The organism is Endozoicomonas sp. ISHI1, from assembly GCF_024606225.1.
Classification (GTDB): Bacteria; Pseudomonadota; Gammaproteobacteria; order Pseudomonadales; family Endozoicomonadaceae; genus Endozoicomonas_A.
The window spans coordinates 177,349-202,194 of the sequence record NZ_JAGRPU010000006.1 but is presented as its reverse complement, the minus strand read 5'-3'; the positions used below and the strand labels follow the sequence as shown (position 1 = coordinate 202,194).

The window sequence follows — 24,846 nt, the reverse complement described above, 5'->3', positions numbered from 1 at the left end:
GAAATTGAGGATAAAAATTTCTGCTTCTGAGGAGAATAGCGAGCTATTTGACGAAGAAGCAGGAATTTTTAGACCAATTTATTGCAACCGCAGTAGGACAGCCTTAAGTCCGACAGGCTGCTAGTGCCTGTTGGTGTCGATGGATCAGTTTGCTTTCATTCTTCCTTCCAGAGTTCAGTGATTTTCGCAGTGTGGTAAAAACGACCATTATCTGACATGAAATTGGTAGTCACCAGAAAGCGGCTATCGGCACTGAAGCTGGCTGAGAGTACCGTGCCATCGTGACAGATAGTGATTTCTTTTTTCCATGATGCATCGTCTTTCAGGGTATGGATTTTTGCCTTCCTGTCCATAGTGAAGGTCACCACAAAGCGGCCATCGGTGCTGAAGGTGGCTGAACAAAAACAGACCCAATCTCTATGAAGGGTAGTGGTGTCTTCTTTCCATGATCCATTGTCATTGTGGCTATGAATTTTTGCCGCCCTGTCGATACTGGTGGTCACCATATGTCGGCTATCGGGGCTGAAGGTGGCTGAGAGGACTTTATGGTAGTGGTAGACAGTAATTTCTTCTTCCCATGATGCATCGGTCTTTTCGCCATAGATTTTAGCCGTATTATCGTCACTGGCGGTCACCAAGTGGCATCCATCGGCGCTGAAGGTGGCTGAGTTGATCCGATCTTCATGGGCAATGATGGCTTTTTTTAGCCATCGTCCGTTGTCCTGCTTGCCATAGATTTTAACCAGGTCATCCCTGCCAACAGTCATCACATGGCGGTCATCGGGGCTGAACCTGGCTGATTGGATTGGACCATCGCTGTCGATATGGCTGATGGTGAATTCTTTTTCCCATGACCCATCGTCCTGTTGGGCATAGATTATTGCCGTACAATCTTCACTGGCGGTCACCACACGGCGGGCATCGGGGCTAAATGTAGCTGAGTTGATAGCGTCATCATGGGAAATGGTGGCTTTTATTTTCCATGATCCATTGGCTGACCTGCCAGTGATTTTTAACACGTTATCTTTACCGACAGTCACCACATGGCGGTCATCGGAGCTGAAGGTGGCTGATTGGATCGGACCATTGTGGCTAATGGTGGCTTCTTTTTCCCATGGTCTATCGTCCTTTTGGGCAAAGATTTTTGCCGTACCATCTTCACTGGCAGTCACTATATGGTGGCTATCAGTGCTGAAGGTGGCTGAATTGACCTTGCCAGTATGTTGAACGGTCAGTTTTTTTGTCCATGATCCATCATCCTCTTGGCTAAAGATTTTCGCCTTGTGATCCGTACTGGCGGTTATTAAACGACAGTTGTCGCTACTGAAGCTGGCTGATTTGACTGTACCATTGTGTCGGATAGTGACCTCTTCTTCCCATGATCCATCGGCCTTATGGCCATAGATTTTCGCTGTACAATCGTTACTGGCGGTCACCACACGACGGCTATCGGGGCTGAAGGTGGCTGAGTTGATCCTAAGGTCGTGGGGAATGTTGGCTTTTGTAATGGGGTGAATTATTTTTCTCAAGACATTGACGTACCGTGAGTCATCTGAAACCTTACTGTTGTGCCTGCAAAGTTGGACAAAATGGTACAAAGCTTCATAACCTGTTTCTGTCGTATTCCATTCCTTAACAGCTCTATTTGCACTGTCTAACGAATGACAATTGCCGTATTTTTTTAATAGCTTGTTTAAATTGTTAAGTTTTTCTTTTAAGTTATTTAATTCTGATCGACATACAGGGCAAGTTAAAACTGAAAGAGGAGGTAGCTCTCTTTGGAGCCACAGATTTAAACAAAGCACGTGAAAAATGTGATTGCATGGCGTTTTCACTAATCTTGCTGTACGTGAAAAGTGCTTACGACATATTGGGCACTCATTATCGGTAATTTGTGCATGTTTCACCTTATCCACTTTAAATGCATTATCGCGGAAAGCATTGATATTCATGTAATCATCCATTGTTTTCCTGGCAGGTACAGCGATGGCTCTACCCACTCTGGTAAAGGATGGCGTACTTCCCAAACGCGTTTGATGATTACCACAGGATTGTCTTGTCTTTAATCCTTTTTGGCGCAGCACATTAGGCTGATGATTATGGGCGCGCCGCTTTGGTCTTGCTCCCTGCTGTGAGTATCCAGAGCCAGAGGCACTGTCGAAGCTATGAACTTGGCCGGTGGAACTGATTTCAGGCTCACGGGGTGAAGGGTCGGTATGCAACTGAATTAACCCTTCATTTAAGAAATGTTGTAATTCATGAAACGATGGGTGTTGGTGAAATTGCATAAAAGTATTTGAAAAAGAACTGGCAGATGTCAATGATTGTGCAGCAATTATAATCTCATGCGTTACCGCTGAATCTGATATTTGTCCTAACAGATGACGAATAAGTTCAAGTGGGTTTGAGTAGAACAGAAATAATTGAACGAAGTACTCAATAAAACAATATTTTTCAAATTGTCCTATAGGTGGCTGCTGGTCAGATTGATTGACCCTGTGGATTATATCCTGAACAATCTTATACAAAATATCCAGGTTGTTGTCGCCAGCTTTGGGTAGTGGTCGGTCAGGTGGAATGATCGGTCGTAGTGCAGACAGCTTGTCAGGGTCATTCAAAGTCCGTGTTTTATCGGTTGTAGCTTCTATCAACTGCTTGATAAACCGGTTGCGCTTTGAGTTTTCATAGAAAGAACGCTGCAGGTCCAGTGCCGCCTCAAGAGGCGTGACAGGATTACCCTTGGTGTTTGTGCCTATTGTTTCCAGAACCTGCAAACGCTGAGGCATTTCCAGCTCATCCAGTATTTGCCCCAGCTTAAAAACGGCATCGGGATCGCCGCTTTCAATGATGGCTATAAGCTGGTTCGCAAGAGCCAGAAGGTCTTGAGTCGTAGTATTTTTTTCGCTCTCCTCTCCATTGTCGTTTTTTCTGTTATCTCCACCTCCTCTGCCTTCATAGCCTTCTCCCGGTGATCTGCTCTCCTGACCATCAGGTTCAAATCTTTGTTCTTTTTGATAATGGTTATTTTTGTCGCTTGTTCCTTTATCTGTTTGACTGCCAGGGGGTGCTCCATCGCCATTACCTGCCTTTAAGCCACCAGCATGATGCGTATTCAAGGCTGTGCGCTCAAGAGACAGTTTTAAACAGCTAAGCTGCCACTGAAGGTTTTCGCTGGCCGGGCAAGCGGTGGCGGCACGCTGGAAGTGGGTTTTCCAGAAATGAACATCGGTCAGTTGCTCAATATTCAGGAAATCGGGCCAACCAGCGGGTAAAACGGTTTCAATCCGCACCTTGTGCCCATCGAAATGATGTCGGTCAATGAGAGTTGAGGAATAGCATAATGACACAACCGCCAAAGCCAGCAGGGTAAGAACAAATGCTATCAATAAGCGGTAAAAATGCATTCAAATCTCACTAAACAACTTAAGTCAATAATACCAATTCTATCCTCTTCGTTTGATAGAAAACGCCACCACAATCTGCACTGAGTTTCTGCCTTGGAAAAATAAAGGAACATCATTGGTCATTCTTATTATTCGTAGTAAAACAAGAGAATAGCCAAGAATTGCTGAATTGTTATATGGATTACTTGCCCTGTGCTGCATAGCCCTCGGCAGCATCAATCTGAAAGTATCCTGCAAGGCTTGGTACCAAGCTGCTAGCAGCCTGTCGGACTTAAGCGTCCGTAGCGAGGATTGCAAGAAATTGAGGATAAAAATTTCTGCTTCTGAGGAGAATAGCGAGCTATTTGACGAAGAAGCAGGAATTTTTAGACCAATTTATTGCAACCGCAGTAGGACAGCCTTAAGTCCGACAGGCTGCTAGTATGAAGCGAACACCCGCTGCGACTATTAAATTCGGTCAGACGGTTAATTATTGTTTTTATCTTAACGGAGTTTATAGAGGGTGTCTGCACACGGGGCAGGCTCTTATCCGGTTTCGAATCATCGCAATTTTGCAATTTCCATGAACTTTGTGGGAACAGGGTAGTATCTGGCAGTCGTTGAAGACATCTTCCAGACAAATGCAGCACTCATCGTGGCCTGAGTTTTCACGGCATTTGTGATTGCCTTGGAACTTTACTTCCAGACAGACATTGCATACATCACAGTGAAAGGATTTATCCCTGCCTATTCGGCATATGCCGCACTGATCGCAGTGGTACGGATTTTTTTCCATATTGGTGAATTGTTTGCACTTTGCACAGTAATATTCCGACATTAACGCGTTGCATTCAGGGCACGTCTGTGAATTTTCTGTAATGTCCCCCTCATATTGACACAGAGAACATTGAAGCTTTCTCGCTTCACAAGCCATGCGATCTGAAACTTCGCAATTATCATTGCCGTTATGACATTTATGGCAGGGGAAATAGTCGGCACAGCACTCAAAGCTTACACGACATAACCTATGGTAATGGTTGCATAATGGCTCCCGGGCTTCTTGCTCAGATGCCTTTAACGGCTCATTCGAAGGGGGTGCCTCTTCATTGTGGATGTTCGACTGCTGGTGACAAGCGCGATACTCTGAGCCGCTGCCTGGTACCGTCGGGTTGGTCTCTGGCACCTGTTGCTCTTCTCCATGGATCCTGGTGGTGACTGATGGGAGTTCTGAATGGCCAATAGATGAGTCTGCCTGCTCATTGTGGGCACCCAACTCTTGGTGAGAAGCAAAACGCGCTGTGTCATTGCTGTGTATCGCTGGATTATTGGCTGCTGTTATCCTCTGGGCTACATTTTCCGCTGCTTGATGGGTCAAATAGTCTACTACTACTTGTTTGCTTTCGAGATCAACGTACAACTTTTTGATCTGTTCCCTCAGGCATTGGTTGGTAGTTTCCGAATTGCTCATCAAATCCCGATGCCTCAGACTCTCTGCCATTAGATTTTGATTCATATTAGCTAAGTCCCGATTCTCGATTCTTAACCCTTGAACCTCTAAAGTTAACGCCCGATTATTTATTCTTAAACCTTCAACCTCTTCAGTTAACTCTTCAATCTGTTGTCTTTTTTTCTCCTGAGTGCATCTTTCCAGTTTGACGAGAAGGGAACCATCGCCAGAATGGTTACTTAACAAACGTTGATTTATCACCGACGCTGCCGAAAGGTATTGGTCTTGCGCTCCATCGGTTTGATGATCACCGTATAAGGGTCTTTCCTTTAATTGCTTTTGGGAAGAGGCATTTTGCTGATTTGCAAGGGCTCGTCGCTTTGGCCTTGCTCCCTGCTGTAAGTATCTATCCGTGGGGAAGTCAGGGGAACAGCAGCCAGAGCCAGAGGCACTGTGGGAGCCATTAACTTGCCGGATGGAATCGGTGAATCTGATTGCATTGCTGGCAGTCGTAGCGTTGGCGGTATTATCACTGTGACTGATTACAGGCGCTATTAAAGGTACTTTTAGTGAAGGCTCTTGTAGTGAGTGGAAAGTATGTGTCCGCCTTATCAGCTCATTTGAGAGGTGTGCTGATTCATGGCGGGATGGGTGCTGTTCAAGCTCTATAAAGGCATCGCGAAAAGAGATGGGGAGCGTTAATGTTTGCGCATGAATCACAATATCACGGCTTATGACTGAATCTGATATTTTCCCTAACAGTTCACGAATAGGTTCAAGTGGGTTTGAATAGAGCAGGAATAATTGAAGGAAGTACTCGATAAAGCAATATTTTTCAAATTGTCCTATAAGTGTTTGTTGGTCAGATTGATTAATCCTGCGGATTATATCCTGAACAATCTTATACAAAATCCTCAGGTTGTTGACGCCAGTCTCGGGCAGTGCCCGGGCAGGTGGAATGATCGGTTGGAGTGAAAACAGAATATCAGGGTCATTCAAAGTCCGTGTTTTATCGCTTGTGGCTTCTATCAGCTGTTTGATAAACCGATTGCGCAATGAATTTTTTTTGACAGAACGTTGCAGTTCCAGTATTGCCTCAAGAGGAGTGACAGGGTTACCCCTGGCGTTTGTACCTGTTGTTTCCAGAACCTGCAAACGCTGAGGCATGTCTAGCACATCCAGTATTTCCCTCAGCATAAAAACGGCATTGGGATCGCCGCATTCAATGAGAGCTATAAGCTGGTTCGCAAGTTCCTGAAGGTCTTGAGTCGTAGCATTTTGTTCATTCTCCTCTCCATTGTCGTCTTTTCTGTTATTTCCACTGCCATCATTAGATTGTCCCGGTGATCTGCTCTCCTGACCTCCAGGTTCATCTCTTTGCTCTTTTTGATGATCGTTATTTTCGTCTTTTGATTCTTCATCGGGTACCTTGCCAGAGGGTTTTCCACCATCATTACCTGCTTTTATGCCAACAGTAAGATGGGTCTTCAAGGCAATGCGCTCGAGAGGTAGCCACCCACCTCCGCCACTGCAGGAGGGTGGAGAGGGAAACGAATAGAAGAAGCCCCCGTTGCTGCCTCCGGGCAAATCGGCGCTACCAGCCAGATTGTCTCCTGCCAGTGTCACTGTGTTATTCAGGGTTTGCCCGGTTTTCAGATCACTGTCTTTTATATTGTCGGAATAGAGTTGCCACTGACTCACAACCTGAGGCACTATACCACCGTTGATTTCAAGCCGAACCTTTTGCCCACCCGGATTATGCCAGTCAACGATGGTTGAAGAATTGCATAATGGCGCAATCGCAATAGCATGCAGGGAAAGAACAAATACTACTAATAAGCGGTAAAAATGCATTCAAGTCTCGTTACACAACTTGTGTCAATAATGCCAACCCGCTCTGATTTCCCTGATAGAAAACCTCAGAACAATTTGTGTTGACTTTCTGCCGTGGAAAAATAAAGGAGCATTACTTTTCATCGTTATTGTTCGTAGACATAGAGAGTAGCCAAGTATTTCTGAATGGCTATATGGATTTCTTACCCTGTGCTGCCACGCTGCAAACCTGAAGCGGTCACCAGCAGCGACTATTAAATTCGGTCAGATGGTTAATTATTGTTTTCATCTGACGGAAGGGGTAGAGGTTGTCTGCACATGGGGCAGGTTCTTATCCCGTTTTCAATCATTGCAATGGCACAATCCCTATGAACTTTGTGAGAACAGGGCAGTATCAGGCAGCCGTGGAAGACATCTTCAAGGCAGATGCAGCAAGGATCGTGGCCTGAGTTTTCCCGGCATTTGTGATTGTCTTTTAACCTTATATCCAGACAGGCATTGCAAACATCACAGTGAAAGGACTTATCCCTGTGTAGCCGGCAAATGCCGCATTGATCGCAGTGGTACGGTTTTTTTTCCTTACAGCTGAAGAGTTTGCATTTTGCACAGAAATATTCCGACATTTGCTGGTTGCATCCCGGGCACGTCTGGGAGTCTTCCATAATGCCCCCCTCATAGTTGCAGATACAACATTGAAGCTTTTTCGCGTCAATACCCTCGAGATCTTTAACGTCGCAGCCATCACTGACGTTATGGCAATGATGGCAAGGGAAATATCTGGCACAGCACTCAAAGTTCACACGGCATAACCGATGGTAATGATCGCACGCTATATTTAGGGTTTTTTCCACGCATGTCGTTATCGCCTCCTGCCAAGGGTTTGGCTCTTCATTGTCAATGTTCGGCTCGTCACTGCCTGACATCGTCGGGCTGGTCTCCGCAATCGGTGGGTGTTCTCCACGGGGAATATTGTTTACTGATGTGGGCTCTGTAGGGTCAATAGACGAGAGTGACTGCTCATTGCGGGGGCTCAATGGTTGGTGAGAATCAAAATACGCTGTGTCATTGCCGGGCATCGCTGGATTATTGGCTGCTGTCAGCCTCTGGGCTGCATTTTCCGCTGCTTGATGGATCAAATAGTCTATTATCCCTCGTTTGCTTTCGAGATCAACGTACAACTTTTTGATATGTTCCCTCAAACATTGGTTGGTCGTTTCCGAATCTCTCATCAAATCGTGATGCCTAAGACTCTCTGCCATTAGATTTTGATTCATATTAGCTAAGTCCCGATTCTCCATTCTTAACCCTTGAGCCTCTATAGTTAACGCCCGATTCTTTATTCTTAAACCTTCAACCTCTTCAGCTAACTCTTCAATCTGTTGTCTTTTTTTCTTTTCTTTTTCCTGAGCGTGTCTTTTAAGCTCAATGGGAAGGGAGTCATCAGTCGAATGTTTGCTCAAGAAGTTTTGATTTATCCCCGACACTTCAAAATCGGATCGGTTATGCGCCTTATTGGCCTGATGATCACCGTATAAGGGTCTTTCCTTTAATTGCTTTTGGGAAGAGGCATTTTGCTGATTTGCAAGGGCTCGTCGCTTTGGCCTTGCTCCCTGCTGTAAGTATCTATCCATGGGTAAGTCAGGGGAACAGCCGCCAGAGGCACTGTGGGAGCTATTAACTTGCTGGATGGAATCGTTGAATCTATTTCTATTGCTGGCAGTTGTATCGTTGGAGGTATTATCACTGTGACTGATTTCAGGCGCTATTAAAGGCACTTGTAGTGAAGGTTTTTGCAGTGAGTGGAAAGTATGTGCCTGCCTGGTCAGCTCATTTGAGAGGCGTACTAATTCTCGGAGCGATGGGTGCTGTTTAAGTTGTTCCTCTCCATTGTCGTCTTTTACGTTATTTCCACTGCCATCATTCCATTCTCCCGGTGATCTGCTCTCCTGACCTTCAGGTTCATCTCTTTGCTCTTTTTGATGATCGTTATTTTCGTCTTTTGATTCTTTATCGGGTACTTTGCCAGAGGGTTTTCCAACATCATTACCTGCTTTTATGCCAACAGCATGATGGGTCTTCAAGGCAGTGCGCTCGAGAGGTAGCCACCCACCTCCACCACTCCGGGAGGGTGGAGGGGGAAACGAATAGAAGAAGCCCCTGTTGCTGCCTCCCGGAAAATCGGCGTTGCCAGCCGACCTATCTCTTGCCAGTGTCACTGTGTTATTCCGGGTTTGCCCCGTTTCCAGACCACTGTCTGTTATATTTTCGGAATAGAGTTGCCACTGACTCACAACCTGAGGCACTGTACCATCGTTGATTTCAAGCCGAACCTTTTGCCCACCCGGATTATGCCGGTCAACGTTGGTTGAAGAATTGCATAATGGCGCAATCGCAATAGCATTCAGGGAAAGAACAGATGCTATTAATAAGCGGTAAAAATGCATTCAAGTCTCGTTACACAACTTTTGTCAATAATGCCAACCCGCTCTGACTTGCCTGATAGAAAACCTCAGAACAATTTGTGTTGACTTTCTGTCGTGGAAAAATAAAGGAGCATTACTTTTCATCATTATTGTTCGTAGAGATAGAGAGTAGCCAAGAATTTCTGAATGGCTATATGGATTTTTTGACCTGTACTGCCACGTGGCAAATCTGAAACGGACACCAACGGCGATTATTAAATCCGGTCAGCAGTTAATGATTGTTTCCATTTACCGGAGTGTATAGAGGGTGTCTGCACATGGGGCAGGTTCTTATCCCGTGTTGAATCATCGCAATGACACAGTTCCTGTGAACTTTGTGGGAACAGGGCAGTATCTGGCAGCCGCTGAAGGCATCTTCCAGACAAATGCAGCACAGATCGTGGCCTGAGTTTTCCCGGCATTTGTGATTGCCTTCTAACCTTTTATCCAAACAGATATTGCAAACATCACAGTGAAAGGACTTATGCTTGTTTACTCGGCAAATGCCACATTTATCGCAGTGGTGCGGTTTTCTCTCCTTACAGGTGAAGTGTTTGCATTTTGCACAGAAATATTCCGACATTTTCTGGTTGCATCCCGGGCACGTCTGGGAGTCTTCCGTAATGTCCCCCTCATAGTTGCAGAAACAACATTGAAGCTTTTTCGCGTCAATAGCCTTGCGATCTTTAACATCGCAGTCATCACTGGCGTTATGGCAAATTTGGCAGGGGAAATACCTGGCACAGCATCCAAAGTTCAGACGGCATGACCGATGATAATGACTGCAAGATCGATTTCGGTTTTTGTCCCAGCATGTCGTTACCTGTTCCTGCCGGGGGTATGCCTCTTCATTGTCGATGTTCGACTCATCACTGCCTGACATCGGGCTGGTTTCCGGAATCGGTGGGTGTTCTCCACGGGGAATATTGTTTACTGATGGGGGCTCTGTACGATCAATAGACGAGAGTGACTGCTCATTGGGGGAAGTCAACTGTTGAGAAGCTCGATACTCCTCGTCACTGCCTGACATTGTCGGGTTGGTCTCTGCAATCGGTGGGTGTTCTTCACGGGGAATATTGTTTACTGATGGGGGCTCTGTATGGTCAATAGACGAGAGTGACTGCTCATTGGGGGGGCTCAAGGGTTGGTGAGAATCAAAACGCGCTGTGTCATTGCCGGGCATCGCTGGATTATTGGCCGCTGTCAGCCTCTGGGCTGTGTTTTCCGCTGCTTGATGGATCAGATAGTCTATTACTCCTTGTTTGCTTTCGAGATCAACGTACAACTTTTTGATCTGTTCCCTCAGGCATTGGTTGGTCGTTTCCGAATTGCTCATCAAATCCCGATGCCTCCGACTCTCTGCCATTAGATTTTGATTCATATTAGCCAAGTCCCGATTCTGCATTCTTAACCCTTGAGCCTCCATAGTTAACGCCCGATTCTTTATTCTTAAACCTTCAATCTCTTCAGCTAACTCTTCAATCTGTTGTCTTTTTTTCTCTTCTTTGTCCTGAGCGTGTCTTTTAAACTCAATGGGAAGAGAGTCGTCGGTCGAATGTTTACTCGAGACGTTTTGATTTATCTCCAACACTTCAAAATCGGATCGGTTATGCGCCTTATTGGCCTGATGATCACCGTATAAGGGTCTTTCCTTTAATTGCTTTTGGGAAGAGGCATTTTGCTGATTTGCAAGGGCTCGTCGCTTTGGCCTTGCTCCCTGCTGTAAGTATCTATCCATGGGCAAGTCAGGGGAACAGCCGCCAGAGGCACTATGGGAGCTGTTAACTTGCTGGATGGAATCGGTGAATCTATTTCTATTGCTGGCAGTTGTATCGTTAGAGGTATTATCACTGTGACTGATTTCAGGCGCTATTAAAGGCACTTGTCGTGAAGGTTTTTGCAGTGAGTGGAAAGTATGTGCCTGCCTGGTCAGCTCATTTGAGAGGCGTACTAATTCTCGGAGCGATGGGTGCTGTTTAAGTTGTATAAAGGTATCGCGAAAAGAGATGGAGAACGTCAATGATTGTGCATGAATCAAAATATCACCGATTATGGCTGAATCTGATAGTTTCACTAACAGTTCACGAATAGATTCAAGTGGATTTGAATAGAGCAGGAACAATTGAACGAAGTACTCGGCAAAGCAACATTTTTCAAATGCTCCTATAGGTGGTTGTTGGCCAGATTGGTTGACCCTGTGGATTATATCCTGAACAATCTTATACAAAATCCTCAGGTTGTTGTCGCCCGCTTCGGGCAGTGTCCGGTCAGGTGGAATGATCGGCTGAAGTGAAGACAGAATATCAGGGTCATTCAAATTCCGTGTTTTATCGCTTGTGGCTTCTATCAGCTGCTCGATAAACCGGTTACGCAATGAATGCTCTTTGAAAGAACGCTGCAGTTCCAGTATTGCCTCAAGAGGAGTAACAGGATTACCCCCGCTATTCCTGCCTTTTGTTTCCAGAACCTGCAAACGCTGAGGCATGTCTAACTCATACAGTATTTCCCTCAGCTTAAGAACGGCATCAGGATCGCCGCTTTCAATGATGGCTATAAGCTGGTTCGCAAGTCTCTGAAGGTCTTGAGTCGTAGCGTTTTTTTCATTCTCCTCTCCATTGTCGTCTTTTCTGTTATTTCCACTGCCATCATTCCATTCTGCCGGTGATCTGCTCTCCTGACCTTCAGGTTCATCTCTTTGCTCCTTTTGATGGTCGTTATTTTCGTCCTTTGATTCTTGATCGGCTACCTTGCCATAGGGTTCTCCATCCGCACTACCTTCTTTAAAGCTGACAGCATGATGTGTCTTCAAGGCTGTACGCTCAAGAAACAATTTTAAACATTGATGGTTTTCGCTGGCCGGGCAAGCAATGGCGGTACGCTGGAAGAGGGTGTTCCAGAAATAAACATCGGTCATTTGCTCAATATTCAGGAAATCGCGCCAACCGACAGGTATAACGGCTTCACTGGAATAACCGTCGGCATTAACCCGTGTCATTTTCAAACGTGCCAGTGATGGCTGTTCCTCAAACGAGGTAGAATCCCTGCCTTTGGACATCAGCCACGAGATGACGGGTGTCAGGATAACCAGATCAATTTCGAATAATCCCGATGGCCAGCCCCCTCCACCCTTCCAGGGTGGAGGGGGTGGATAGTTGCTCAGGTCGTTCTTGACTAATAGTGCGATAATGTCCGAGTCTGCTGACACCACAGGTGTCTTGAAGCAAAGGACACAGTATTGATCATCGAAGCCCTCCGGAAGCAGCAAACTCACTTGCCACTGACTTACAACCTGAGGAACTGTACCGTCATTGATTTCAATCCGAACCTTATGCCCAGCGGAATTATTTTGTTCAATGAGGATTGAGGAACTGCATAATGGCACAATCGCAATAGCTAGCATGGAAAGAACAAATGCTACTAATAAGCGGTAAAGATGCATTCAAGTCTCGTTACACAACTTGTGTCAATAATACCAACCCGCTCTCTCCCTAATAGGAAACCCCAGAACAGTCTGTGTTGACTTTTTGCCGTGGAAAAATAAAGGAGCATCACTTTTCATTGTTATTATTCGTAGTAGAGAAAGAGAGTAGCCAAGAATGTCTGAATTGCTACATGAATTACAGGCCCTTTGCCAAAGTGCTTTCGGCAGTATCCACCTGAAAGTATCTTGCAGGGCCTGATACCGGGCTGTGGTAGCATTTTCCTTCCACGCTGCAAACCTGCAGCCGTCGCTGGCAGCAGCAACTAAGTCCGGTCGAACGGTTAATGGTAGTTTTCAACCAACGGAGTGTATAGAGGGTATCTGCATAAAGGGCAGGTTTTTATCCCGTTTTGTATCGCTTCAGTAGCACAACTCCTGTGGAGTTTGTGGGTGCAAGGTAGTGTACAGCAACTGTTGAAGACATCTTCCAGGCAGATGCAGCACTCATCGTGACCTGAGTTTTCCCGGCATTTGTGATTGTCTTTTAACCCTATATCATAACAAACATTGCAAACATCACAGTGAAAGGCACTATCCGTGTGTATTCGGCAAATGCCGCATTTATCGCAGTGGTACGGTTTTTTTCTCATATTGGTGAAGTGTTTGCATTTTGCGCAGAAATATTCCGACATTAACACGTTGCATTGAGGGCACGTCTGGGAGTTTTCCGTAATGTTCCCTTCATAATTACATAGAGAACATTGAAGCTTTCTCGCTTCAAAAGCTTTACGTTCTGTAACGTCGCAGTCATCACTGGCGTTATGACATCTATGACAGGGGAAATACCCGGTGCAGCACTCAAAGTTCACACGACATAACCTATGGTAATGATTGCACAATGGCTTTCGGGCTTTTTGCTCAGTTGTCCTTAACGGCTCATTCGAAGGGGTTGTCTCTTCATTATGGATGCTCGACTGCTGGCAAGAAGTGCGACACTCTGCGCCATTACTTTGCATCGCCGGGCTGACCGCTGCCATCTGTCGTACTTTTTTCTTTTGTTTTTTCTGGGTACTTTTTTTCAGCTGATTGGCTTTTCTGAGACTGAGTGACTCATTGACTAAACGTTCTGACTTTTCTAAACCTCGATTCAAATTTCGAGTTTCATGATCGTCGGAGCTGCTGCCTGCATTAGATGCATCTCCAGCATGAATAGCTGAGGGATCTGGAGGTAGTCCATGAGTATGCCTCATCCGAAATCGCTTTTGGGAAGAGTCAGTTTGCTGAACAGCAAGGGCAGGATGCTTTGGGCTTGATCCCGGCTGCAAGTTTCTATCAGTGGGTAAACCAGAAAAACCGTCGTTAGAACCAGAGGCGCCCTGGTAGCTGTTAACTTGCTGGAAGAAATCGGTGAATGTATTTGCATTGCTGGCAATTATTTCGCAGGAAGTATTATCACTGCTACCGATGACAGGCTCTATTAAAAGCTCTTGTAGTGAGTGTGAAGTATGTGTCTGACTCATCAGATCATTTGAGAGGTGTTCTAATTCATGGAACGATGGGTGTTGTTCAAGTTGTATAAAGGTCTCGCGAAAAGAGATCGAGAATGTCAATGATTGTGCAGAAATCACAATATCACGACTTATGACTGAATCTGACAGTTTCCCTAACAGTTCACGAATAGATTCTACCGGGTTTGAATAGAGCAGGAACAATTGAACGCAATACTCAACAAAGCAACATTTTTCAAACTGTCCTATGGGTGGCTGTTCGTCAGATTGACTGACCCTATGAATTAGGTCCTGAACAATCTTATGCAAAATCATCAGGTTATTGTCGCCAGCTTCGGGCGGTGTCCAGTCAGCTGGAAGGATCGGCTGAAGTGAAGACAAAATATCAGGGTCATTCAAAGTTCGTGTTTTATCGCTTGTGGCTTCTATCAGTTGCTCGATAAACCGGTTACGCAATGAGTTCTCATAAAATGAACGCTGCAGTTCCAGTATTGCCTCAAGAGGACTGACAGGATTACCCATGGTGTTTGTGCTTTTCGTTTCCAAAACCTGCAAACGCTGGGGTATGTCCAGCTCATCCAGTATTTGCCTCAGCGTAAAAGCAGCATCGGGATCGGCACTTTCAATAATGGCTACAAGCTGGTTCGCAAGTACCTGGAGGTCTTGAGTCGCGGGATTTTTTTCATTCTCCTTTCCATCGTCGTCTTTTCTGTTATTGCCATTCTCGCTGCCATCGTGGCCTTCTCCCGGTGATTGGTTTTCCTGATCTTCAGGTTCTTCTCTTTTTTCCTTTTGATGGTGGTTATTTTGGTCCTTTGGTTGTGGATCGGGTGCGCTACCAGAGGGCTGCCCATCCCCATTAACTGCCTTCAGGCCAGCGTTATGATTTGTCTTCAAGACCGTTCGCTCAAGAAACAGTTTGAAACAGCTCAGCTGCCATTGGAGGCTTTCGCTGGCTGGACAAGAGCTGGCGGCACGCTGGAGGAGAGTGTTACAGAAACCAACATCGGTCAGTTGTTGAATATTGAGGAAGTCAAGCCAACCAAGTGTTCCATTTTTAGACGCTTGTTGAGTGAGATATTGTAAAACGGGTGTCTGTTCCTTTTTCAGCATCACCATTTGATTGCAATAGTCACTCCGGTCGTTCGTTACCAAGAGTGCAATACTGCTTGAATCTGCTGACACCAAAGGTGCTTTAAAGCGAAGGATACTGTTTTGGTCGTCGAAACCTTCCTGAATCAGCAAACTCACTTGCCACCGGCTCTCATCCTGTGAATCTGTAACATCATTGATCTCAATCCGAACCTTTTGCCCACCTGGATTATGTCGATCAATGATGGTTGAGGAACAACATAAAGGCACGACCGCCATAATCAGCAGGAAAAGAACAAATGCTGTGAATAAGCGGTAAAAACGCATTCGAATCTCGCTAAACAACCAGTGTTAACCATTCCAAACCGCCCCATTTGCCTGATAAAGTGAGCACAGAAAAATCTGTGCTGAGTGTCTGCCCCGGAAAAAAAAGGAGCACCACTGATCAATCTTGTTGTGCGGAGTAGAAACAGAGAATAGCCAAGTATTTCTTAATTGCTATTTAGGTTATTGGCCATGTGTAACTCAACCTTCTGCAGCATCGACCAGAAAGTATCTTGAAGGAGTTGATACCGGGGTAGCAGTCCAGGATTGCCGCTCAAAAAAACTTGCGTCATGTTAACCGCTAATAATCTAGCCATCCTGTGAAAGCCTCCAATGGAATGACCTTTGGGATTATATTCAATGACCGCTTTGCAACATCCCCCCTAAGCTTTACCTCCACTATTCCCGGCTCCACTCCCGTCATTCGTGGGAGGTTCCTGGCCCCATAGTTCGGTCATTACGGGACAGGTTGACTGAACTCGTCTGGATGTGGCCAAAAATAACCAGCGCAATAAGGTCAATACGGGATGGCCAGTGAATGGGTGTGTTGCACGAAAGGTGACTGCTTGAGGTAATGGGCTTGCAGAATATTTGCTATCGGCCACCTATTCATCCTTTCATATCAAGCTTTGTCTCGAAATTGTCCCCTACAGAGCAGCTGCCTGTCATTGTCAGAGGCTCTGTTGAAAAGCACCAACACTTATTTGGAAGGATCTGAATTTCTGCACACTGAAAATACCGCGCTGTGAAAGAGCAGAACCTTTTACCCTCAACTTAAATCGAACTGAATCATGGAACTTTTTGATACCTTTTCGAGTCTGAATCTTAGGATCAATATAATTAAAGCGATGAATAATGAAGGGAGAATCGTATGCATCCAGCCGTAAACCTAAATGTTGAAAGGGTACTTAGCTCAGTCTCTGGTTCGTACAGTGAATGTAATCAACCGGGTAATTTTCAGGGTCGAGCCAGCTCCTGCGTCAGTGCTGGCAGCTTTGGCAACACACCTTCAGTTGCGGGAAAGCAGCCTCCACTCCCTTGGGATTATTCAGCGGCAGTTACACTGGCTGATCGAACGACGACCGAATGCAGCAATATATCCTCCCGGTTCGCACATGCAATGCCCACCCCAATGGTTACAGCGGAATATACCAGCCGTGCAACAGGTAACAGGGACAACGCTGAAACCGTCAGTGATTCACCATTCTGCTCAGAGGCTGACGGTGGATGGCGCGAACAACTCAAAAGATTATTAGATTCCTCACTTTTATACGGGGGTGGAATGCAACAGACCAGTGGACGAAAAGAACCTCTCAGTGAACTCAGTGAGAAAGCGCTGCTGAAAGCCATACTGCTTGCAAAAGATCTCTACCCGGAAATTAAGCCCGATGATGTTCGTTGTATCAACATTCGTCCTGGTTTCTTGCAGACTCGCAAGTATGAAGGATTGGTAAAAGACGCACTGAATGATTTCTTCAAAAACTCAACCCATGATTTTTCGCCTGTGAGTCCGGTGAGCGATCAACTGCAACGAGCCGAACAGCTGCTTCAACGTTTTGCCCAGACGAAATCTGGTCAAAGGCTTTACAGAAAAGCCGTTGCTAATAATATGGTAGCCCTTGAAAGTTTGTTGAGAGGAGCGGGTGTTGATATCAACCATCAAAGCCCTAAAAGTGGCAACACACCAATAATGGCAGCAGCCCTGGCAAATCGTTGGGCAATGGTTAGTTTACTGCTTGATGCAAAAGCCAGTGTGCATCAACAAAACAAATCTGATTATCATTTATTGGAGCTGATTTTTAATGCCTGGTTGGGTTATAAGATTACCGATGACCAGCAGCAGACATTTACTTTAAAAGCGCTGCGGAATCAGCCTGAAGCTCAGATTAAGTTGACTCGGAACGGGCAGACAAAGTTACTTGCCGTTTATGCCTTTCAATATGCAGTCATGAGAAAGTGTTGGTCATTTTGCAATGCTTTGTTGAAAGAAAATCCCCTTCTGGTCAGCGTTTTAAAACAATGCCAGACAGGTTCCAAGCTTATCATGGATGTAGTGACGAACTATCTTGACCCGGCAGCAGCAACGACGTATCTGGTGAATTTAAAAGATGCTAATGGGCGAGCACTTTTTAATCTCAACTGTAAGAATTTGATGGGTGAGACGCTCCTGATGCTGGCAATAAAAAAAGGTAATACCCATACCGTTAAGTCCCTTCTTAACGCCCCGGATATTCTGCGAAATATTAATGATAGCGTCGTCTGCCTATCGGAAAGACCCACTCATTGGACAGCATACACTTATGCTCACTACTACAGTGAGTACTATCAAAACCGCCATATCCTCAGAGAGCTAATGATGCACGGTGCAGAACATAGGCCTGCATCCAGGGTGAAAAAAAGGGAACCAGATAGTAGTAGCTATGGTCATTCCTACCATTTCGGTGGCTTCAGTTATGGCGATGATGGCGGTTGTTAGCCGAATTGTCGGAACATCAGGGGTCAGATCTTTAATCATTGCCTTGTACAGAGAAAGGTCTGACACCTGAGGTGCCTGCAAGCATCCGTTATGACTACCTTACATCACGTTGTACGTCGGTAATCGTAAGTTTCTGTCTCTCCTTTAATAAAGGGACGGCATCTACTTTGGTAGGTGCTCAGTATTGGAAGCTCGCTCCTTTAGGGGCGAGTAGTTCACCAGGGAGTCCGGGAAGGACATTTTAGACCCTACCCAGTAATTATAGTAACATTACTACAATTACCGATGAAACAGGACAGAGCTATGTCACAAATATACAGTTCCAGAGAGTTTAACCAAAAAACCAGCGAGGCAAAGAACTTAGCCGAAAAGCATCCAGTATTCATTAGAACAAGAGGTAAGACCACTCATGTTCTTTTGAATATCGAGGAGTATCAAAGGCTCAAGGGCGAAAAGAAAAACGTTCTGGAAATGCTATCTTCGCTTGGAAGCAAAGAAGAGTATTTCGAGTTCGAACCACCAAAACTTGGAAAGATAGACCTTAAGCCTGAGGAGTTTTGATGTGTATCTATTGGACACCAATGTGATTTCTGAGCTGAGAAAAGCAGAAGCAGGAAAGAGCGATATTGAGGTGCTTAGATGGCTATCAAATACTAGTTTTTCTGATCTATACATTTCATCCATTTCAATATTGGAGCTTGAAATCGGCATTCTTCAGATGGAGCGAAAAGACAAAAAGCAAGGAGCATCTTTGCGATCATGGATGGAAAAAAAAATAAAGGTTGCTTTTGAGGACAGAGTTTTATCTTTCGATGGTAAATCCGCAGTCTGTGCTGCCGAATTTCATGTCCCTGACCCTAAATCTGAGAGAGATGCAATGATTGCCGGCATAGCTAAGACAAATCAAATGCTGGTTGTGACTAGAAATGTCACCGATTTTTCAATGGTAAGAACCTTAAATCCTTGGGACTCAGGACAACATATTTTGACCCCATATCCATAAATATGTTTCTCGTACTGATCAATAATATCACCAATGACCTGATCTTTGGTCCAGCCCATAATATCTTAGTCCTGACTGCCCTCCCTCAAAAAAAATTATGTACGTTAGTACTTACTATCTTCATCATCAATGACAAAGCTGGACTGAACGTAGGAACGGGGGCTGACCTTGTAGAGTAAATCCTGTTCCTCACCATGAAACACATTCAGAAAGACAATGCTTTTGTTTCAGTCAAAGTCTATGCCGACTGCCACGCCCTGTTCTTCAAGCTCTCTGGACAGGGACTTTATGGCGGGTAACACCACACTTTTCATGAACCCCCTGACACTTTTGCGCTCTGGAATAATGAGTAATATTCTGCAATCGGGTTTGCCATGGAATGGAATCACTGGCATGGCTCGGAGCCAGGGTGGTTTGGGCCAGGCTCATTCCATATTGGAAGAGACTGAGAATTTACTTTTATATGTACGTAACTAAAATATAACGTACACACCTCAACAAAAGATAGGCACAACATGGCAAATCAGCAGAATGGACAAGAGCCAATCAACCTGACCAATCTCAGGAAAAACATCTACACCATCTTTGATGAGATCATCAGAACAGGAGAACCCGTGGCCATTGATCGTGGTGGTGTCAGCCTGACGATTAGCCTGACAAATAAAGGCTCTAAGCTGAAAAGACTGGAAAGTATGGGTGAGCAATCCATAATCATTGGCGATGAGGAGGGGCTGGAGAGTGAATCAGTGTTTAACTGGGAGCCTGAGAATGGTTTTAATTGATACTCATATAGCCGTCTTTTTACATTCCAGGCAAGTCAGAAAACTCTCTCCCGAAGTCAAAGTCATGCTGGACAACAATGATATCGTGCTGCCCGAAATGGCCGGGTTTGAGCTTCAGTACCTGTATGAGATCGGTCGAATTGCTGAGACGCCAGCCAATATTATCCAATTCCTTTATACCGAAATTGGTCTCACTATGTCGAAAACCCCCATGTCGAGGCTTGTGGACGAGGGCATTCTGCTGCCCTGGACACGAGATCCTTTTGATCGGCTCATTTGCGCTGATGCTCAGGTGCAGAATATTCCACTGATCACTCATGATCAGAATATTCTGGAAAATTTTCCTCAGGCTTGCCGCTGAAATGAACAAAGGAATAGGTATCGCAGGGAAATGCGCCCCGATTGAGAACCCATCAAACGACAGCTTTCCACCAGGGCGCCATTGAATCAGCGAACCATATGCAGAAAGTGCATATGTTTCTCGTACTGATCAATAATATCGCCAATGACCTGATCTTTGGTCCAGCCCATAATATCGTAGTCCTGACCGCCCTCCCTCAAAAAGACTTCTGCACGGTAGTACTTACTCTCTTCTTCATCATCAATGACAAAGCTGGGTTGAACGTAGGAACGTGGGCTGACCTTGTAGAGAAAGTCCTGTTCCTCACCATGAAACACATTCAGAGAGACAATGCTCTTGTTTCGGTCAAAGTCTATGCCAGTTTCCACACCCTGTTCTTCCAACTCTCTGGAGAGGGACTTCATGGCGGGTAGCACCACACTTCGCATGAAAACCCTGACACTTTTACGTTCAGGGAAGTGAGTAATATTCTGCAATCGGGTTTGCCATGGAATAGAGACATTGGCATGGCTCGGAGCCAGCGTGGTTTGGGTCAGACTCTCTTTTTTGGCGGTATCCAGTGCCAGTGCTTTTAGCAGTCCATAGCCGGAAACCAACAACACGATAGAAAATGGTAAAGCCGTAGCAATCGTGGCCGTCTGGAGAGCCTTGAGTCCTCCGGCAAGCATCAGTACCAGTGCCACCAGACCAATCAATGAAGACCAGAACACACGCTGCCAGACCGGAGTTTTCCCTTCACCCGTAGAAGCCAGCATATCAATCACCATGGCACTGGAGTCGGAAGAGGTGACAAAGAATACCACCACCATGATAATGGCAATTCCTGAGAGGAATTCTGTGGCCGGGAAATACTCCAGAAACTTGAAGAGCGCCAGCGAGACATCAACCTGAACAATATCAGCCAGGTCTGTCGCCCCATGATTCATAATCAGATCAATGGAAGTGTTTCCGAATACCGTCATCCAGATAAAGGTCAGGCAGGCAGGGACAAACAGTACACCACAGATAAACTCGCGAATGGTTCTGCCTCTGGAGATACGGGCAATAAACATGCCGACAAAAGGTGACCAGGACAACCACCACGCCCAGTAAAACAGAGTCCAGCCACCCATCCAGTCGGTAGGTTCATAGGCGTAGAGATTGAATGTTTTGTCGACAATATCAGACAGGTAACTACCAATATTCTGCACCAGTAACTGCAACAGTAAAATGGTAGGCCCGAGTATAATGACCATGGCCATTAGCAACACTGCGAGCAGCAGATTGATCTCAGATAAACGGCGAATTCCTTTATCAAGACCTGAGGCAACGGACAAGGTGGCCAGAGCAGTAATTACAACGATCAAAACCACCTGGACATGGGTGCTTACATCGATATCGAACAGGTAATTCAGGCCCGAGTTGACCTGAAGCACGCCATAACCCAATGCTGTTGCCACACCAAAGGTCGTACCCAGAATGGCGAAGACATCAATGACATGCCCGATGACACCATGAATACGATCACCCACAATCGGATAAAGAGCCGAACGCAGGGTTAAAGGCAGATTGTGACGATAGCCAAAGAATGCCAGTATCAGGGCCACAATGGCATAGATGGCCCAGGCATGAAAACCCCAGTGGAAAAAGGTAATCCTCATGGATTCCCGGGCGGACTCAATGGATGCCGGATCGCCCACGGGAGGTGTCAGGAAGTGCATGACGGGTTCCGCCACGCCAAAAAACATCAGGCCAATCCCCATACCGGCTGAAAACAACATGGCAAACCAGGAACTAAAGCTGAAATCCGGCTCGGAATGGTCGGGGCCCAACTTGATATCGCCATAACGGGAGAGGCCGACAATAGCAACACCAATGAGGATGATGGCGACCGCCGTCACGTAAAACCAACTGGCATTGGTCATTATGCCCGTTTGCAGCATTGTGGAATAAAGTTCGGCCTGATCGGGAAACAGAGCCGTACAGACCACTATTAAAAGAATGACACTGGACGCGCCAATAAAGACGGGCAAGTTAAGACTGTGACGTGATTCTGAAGGGTCAGACATAAAATGGGAGGCTCCCGGAGTCAGGGTAGATGGTTATTTGGCTGAAGCTGTTTTAATTAAGTTGTTCAAATGAAGACTTTGGGACTACATCAATAATAGACAGTTTCAGACGAAAGAGCGGAAAAATGTTACATGTCTAATATTTAGTGGTCAAATTATGTTTGTTTTTCTGCTCCACTTGTGGCAAACAGTCGAGTCAAACATCTGGATACACCAAGAGATCACTATTTTGAGTCCTGTTATTGGAACGATGTTCTCGTTTCTTTGCGACAAGTCATCCGGCCACAGACCTGCATCCTAATGGTAACCCCCATTGATTTCTTTGAATCAGTGGGAGGATGTCAAAACTGACTGACCGACTCTCTGGCCAAGACACGCGCTCTGGCAGCAAGTAATGATGTTAAGGTGCCTGCAAAGGTGACGGAATCAGCGCCTCGGATTATTTAACGATACGAATCGTTGCCTACGTCTTACTGTTGTCTGGAGAGGAGCCTGACGTCCCCCTACCCAAGATAGCAGCAAAAGAAGCTGAGGCTCTTGAGCTGCCTGCTTCCAACCAAGCCGATGCAAAGGCCCGATCCTCCCAGTTCTGACGATCCGAACTCTGACTGTCTGTAGGGGAGTCTCCGGTCACACGGGTCGTAGCAGAAAGACTCGATGATAATGCTCTGGCTTGATTAATGGCTCTATCACTGACACTGTAAAGAAATACTTGAACTTCTCTTGTCGCGAGAAAGGTTTTGCAAGAAGGACAGGTTGAATTCTCAGATAGCCAGGGCTCCAGGCAGGCTTTGTGAAACATATGTTTGCATTTTTCGAGAACCATGACTTTCCTTCCGGCAAAAGTTTCTAAACAAATAGGGCAATCGTCGTCCGGCTTTTGATAAAGTGCTAACTTGCTATTTGGGCTGCTGGGTACTGTCATTTCGTTCATATCTTTTAGTCCTGTCTCTGTTTTTTCGGATAACTTAAGTTTTGGACTATCGTCTATCAATTTGGTTCCCTGTGCTTATTTTTTTGGTACGCCTGGCATGGGCATTAATTGGTCTCATGAACAATTTCAGGCGAAAGAGCGGGAAATATTATATGTCTAATATTTAGTGATCAAATTATATTTGTTTTTCTGATCCATTTGTGGCACATAGTTGGGTCAAACATCTGAATAGACCAAGAGATCCCTATGTCCGAATCCTGTTATTGGAACGATGTTCTTGTTTCTTTACGACAAATCATCCGGGCCACAGACCTGCATTCGAAGCGAATGATCAAAGTATGCGGGCTCACTATCCCTCAGGTGATGGTGCTCAGAGCAATAGAAACCCTGGGCGATGTAACGGTCAAAAGAATCTCCCAGGACGTATCACTGAGCCAGGCGACAGTAACGACCATCCTCAACCGTCTGGAAGATCGCCATTACATTGAAAGGGTCAGGAGTACCAGAGATAAACGTATTGTGAATGCCCGGTTGACCACCGAAGGAATGAGTGTTCTTAAAAGCACCCCGCCCCTGCTCCATGAAAAATTCATCGAGCGCTTTGAGTCTCTGGAAGACTGGGAAAAAACCCAGCTTCTCTCTGCCCTGCAACGGGTAGCTAACATGATGGATGCAGAAAGTATTGATGCCGCCCCGGTTCTGGATGTCGGTGTGCTGGCTTCCTGAAAGCCGGTTAGCAAAAACGCCGTAAACCCTCGAAAGGGCGGGGAGTATCACTTTGAACTCTTATTATTAGAGTTATAATCCATGAGCCTGAAATTTATAGTAAAAATCCCAACTACAGAAGCAGAAAACAATAAGAATGACAGCTGCAACCCGATGCAAAATATTGATGGCATCATCAATCCTGATGTGGGTTTGGATGTGCCGGTCTCGAAAATGGCCTCCTTAAAGAACTTGTGGTTCAGAGGAGGCTATTTTTTTACCCTGTACGATGGTTTCGCAAGAGTTCTTTCGAGCCGCACCATCAGAGACGCAACACATCAGAAAAAGCAGAGGTCAGGCTTCTGTGACTGGCCAGTGTTCTGGTAAGGTTGCCGGAAACAATAAAAGCATCAGGCTAACCATTAAGACGGGAGCTGGCCCTTGAGTGTGACCTCTTGTCCAATCTGAGCGACCAATGACTCAAAATATCCAAAGTCCGGCAGTAATGGTATTTCTTTCTCTCTCAAGAAGACCGCTGCGAGTTCATCGAATCTTACTTGTTCCACGACAAACGCTTTTACCTTCGCCAGGAATTCAGGCTGAAACATCCACTCTGCAAGGTGGTGGGCCACGACAATGACCCCATCTGACTGTTTGTCAGCTTCTTGTTCATTGGCCACCCAAACTCTTCCGGTGCAGTGAAAATCCTTGTAGCTCACGCCAGCGGGCGGGGTATAAGGGTGCATCTGCTGGTAGCTTTGCGTTGCATCCAGGATGCTTTGCAATGCAGTCGAATGATCATTACTGACTTCGATTCTCATGGGAGATGCTTCCCGGTCTGTAAGACTTTTGCCTGTTTCCGAATGATCTGCACGTGGAATGGACGGTACAACGTCCGTTTGGGTATCGGACTTTGATACGCTATTCTGCATCAATCCAGGTACCGTGCCAGCCGGTGTGCTTAATGATGGTGTCATTCCATAACTCATAATATATTCTCCTTAATAATTTAAAAGTTTGGGTAGGCAACGGATATTAAAGTTCACGTCCACCTGAATACTTGGACA

General features: G+C 45.7%; 16 protein-coding genes. 7 read left to right on the top strand and 9 right to left on the bottom strand.

All coding sequences use genetic code 11. The annotated features are described in order from the left end of the window. Positions 1–155: 155 nt before the first annotated feature. The 5 genes from KBW69_RS06840 to KBW69_RS06820 all read right to left on the bottom strand — a co-directional run bounded on the left by KBW69_RS06840 (position 156) and on the right by KBW69_RS06820 (position 15,473). The gene (locus KBW69_RS06840) at positions 156–3,404 is read right to left on the bottom strand and encodes an RING finger domain-containing protein (protein WP_257280393.1); all 3,249 of its coding nucleotides are present in this window, start codon (positions 3,402–3,404) and stop codon (positions 156–158) included. Between the two features lie 493 nt (positions 3,405–3,897). Beyond that, the gene (locus KBW69_RS06835) at positions 3,898–6,684 is read right to left on the bottom strand and encodes a CHY zinc finger protein (RefSeq protein ID WP_257280392.1); all 2,787 of its coding nucleotides are present in this window, start codon (positions 6,682–6,684) and stop codon (positions 3,898–3,900) included. A gap of 251 nt (positions 6,685–6,935) precedes the next feature. Further along, positions 6,936–9,107: a CHY zinc finger protein gene (locus tag KBW69_RS06830; protein ID WP_257280391.1), complete on the bottom strand. Its 2,172-nt coding sequence runs from the start codon at positions 9,105–9,107 to the stop codon at positions 6,936–6,938. A gap of 250 nt (positions 9,108–9,357) precedes the next feature. Continuing rightward, positions 9,358–12,396 carry a CHY zinc finger protein gene (locus KBW69_RS06825; RefSeq protein ID WP_257280390.1) on the bottom strand — a complete coding sequence of 1,013 codons (3,039 nt, stop codon included), beginning with the start codon at positions 12,394–12,396 and terminating at the stop codon, positions 9,358–9,360. Positions 12,397–12,887: 491 nt separating this feature from the next. Next, positions 12,888–15,473, bottom strand: a complete 2,586-nt coding sequence (locus KBW69_RS06820; protein WP_257280389.1) for a CHY zinc finger protein — start codon at positions 15,471–15,473, stop codon at positions 12,888–12,890. 868 nt (positions 15,474–16,341) lie between these two features. Between KBW69_RS06820 and KBW69_RS06815 the strand changes: the two genes are divergently transcribed. From KBW69_RS06815 to KBW69_RS06805, 3 genes are all read left to right on the top strand, one after another. After that, positions 16,342–17,946 carry an ankyrin repeat domain-containing protein gene (locus KBW69_RS06815; protein WP_257274406.1) on the top strand — a complete coding sequence of 535 codons (1,605 nt, stop codon included), beginning with the start codon at positions 16,342–16,344 and terminating at the stop codon, positions 17,944–17,946. A 303-nt stretch (positions 17,947–18,249) separates the two neighbouring features. Then, on the top strand, positions 18,250–18,507 hold the full coding sequence (locus tag KBW69_RS06810; protein WP_257254548.1) for a type II toxin-antitoxin system Phd/YefM family antitoxin: 258 nt from the start codon (positions 18,250–18,252) through the stop codon (positions 18,505–18,507). Between the two features lies 1 nt (position 18,508). After that, complete coding sequence (locus tag KBW69_RS06805; RefSeq protein WP_257254549.1) at positions 18,509–18,949, top strand: type II toxin-antitoxin system VapC family toxin; 441 nt, start codon at positions 18,509–18,511, stop codon at positions 18,947–18,949. Between the two features lie 227 nt (positions 18,950–19,176). Here KBW69_RS06805 and KBW69_RS06800 read toward each other — a convergent pair whose 3' ends face one another. Then, on the bottom strand, positions 19,177–19,338 hold the full coding sequence (locus tag KBW69_RS06800) for a hypothetical protein (protein ID WP_257280388.1): 162 nt from the start codon (positions 19,336–19,338) through the stop codon (positions 19,177–19,179). Positions 19,339–19,464: 126 nt separating this feature from the next. On the opposite strand from KBW69_RS06800, the gene KBW69_RS06795 reads away from it, so the two are divergent. Continuing rightward, entirely contained in the window at positions 19,465–19,731 is a 267-nt protein-coding gene (locus KBW69_RS06795) for a type II toxin-antitoxin system Phd/YefM family antitoxin (RefSeq protein WP_257254551.1), read from the top strand. Continuing rightward, complete coding sequence (locus KBW69_RS06790) at positions 19,718–20,092, top strand: type II toxin-antitoxin system VapC family toxin (RefSeq protein ID WP_257254552.1); 375 nt, start codon at positions 19,718–19,720, stop codon at positions 20,090–20,092. The genes KBW69_RS06795 and KBW69_RS06790 overlap by 14 nt, the downstream gene beginning before the upstream one ends. Positions 20,093–20,178: 86 nt before the next feature. On the opposite strand, the gene KBW69_RS06785 is transcribed toward KBW69_RS06790, so the two are convergent. Beyond that, a complete protein-coding gene (locus KBW69_RS06785) occupies positions 20,179–22,140 on the bottom strand; it encodes a choline BCCT transporter BetT (protein WP_257280387.1) in 1,962 nt (653 codons plus the stop codon). Between the two features lie 463 nt (positions 22,141–22,603). Beyond that, positions 22,604–23,074, bottom strand: coding sequence for an RING-H2 finger protein (locus tag KBW69_RS06780; RefSeq protein ID WP_257280386.1), 471 nt, complete (start codon positions 23,072–23,074; stop codon positions 22,604–22,606). 246 nt (positions 23,075–23,320) lie between these two features. Between KBW69_RS06780 and KBW69_RS06775 the strand changes: the two genes are divergently transcribed. Next, entirely contained in the window at positions 23,321–23,800 is a 480-nt protein-coding gene (locus KBW69_RS06775) for a MarR family winged helix-turn-helix transcriptional regulator (protein ID WP_257280385.1), read from the top strand. Between the two features lie 81 nt (positions 23,801–23,881). Beyond that, positions 23,882–24,166 carry a hypothetical protein gene (locus tag KBW69_RS06770; protein ID WP_257280384.1) on the top strand — a complete coding sequence of 95 codons (285 nt, stop codon included), beginning with the start codon at positions 23,882–23,884 and terminating at the stop codon, positions 24,164–24,166. Between the two features lie 35 nt (positions 24,167–24,201). Here the strand turns inward: KBW69_RS06770 and KBW69_RS06765 are convergent, their stop codons facing one another. Then, the gene (locus KBW69_RS06765; RefSeq protein WP_257280383.1) at positions 24,202–24,756 is read right to left on the bottom strand and encodes a hypothetical protein; all 555 of its coding nucleotides are present in this window, start codon (positions 24,754–24,756) and stop codon (positions 24,202–24,204) included. Positions 24,757–24,846 lie beyond the last annotated feature (90 nt).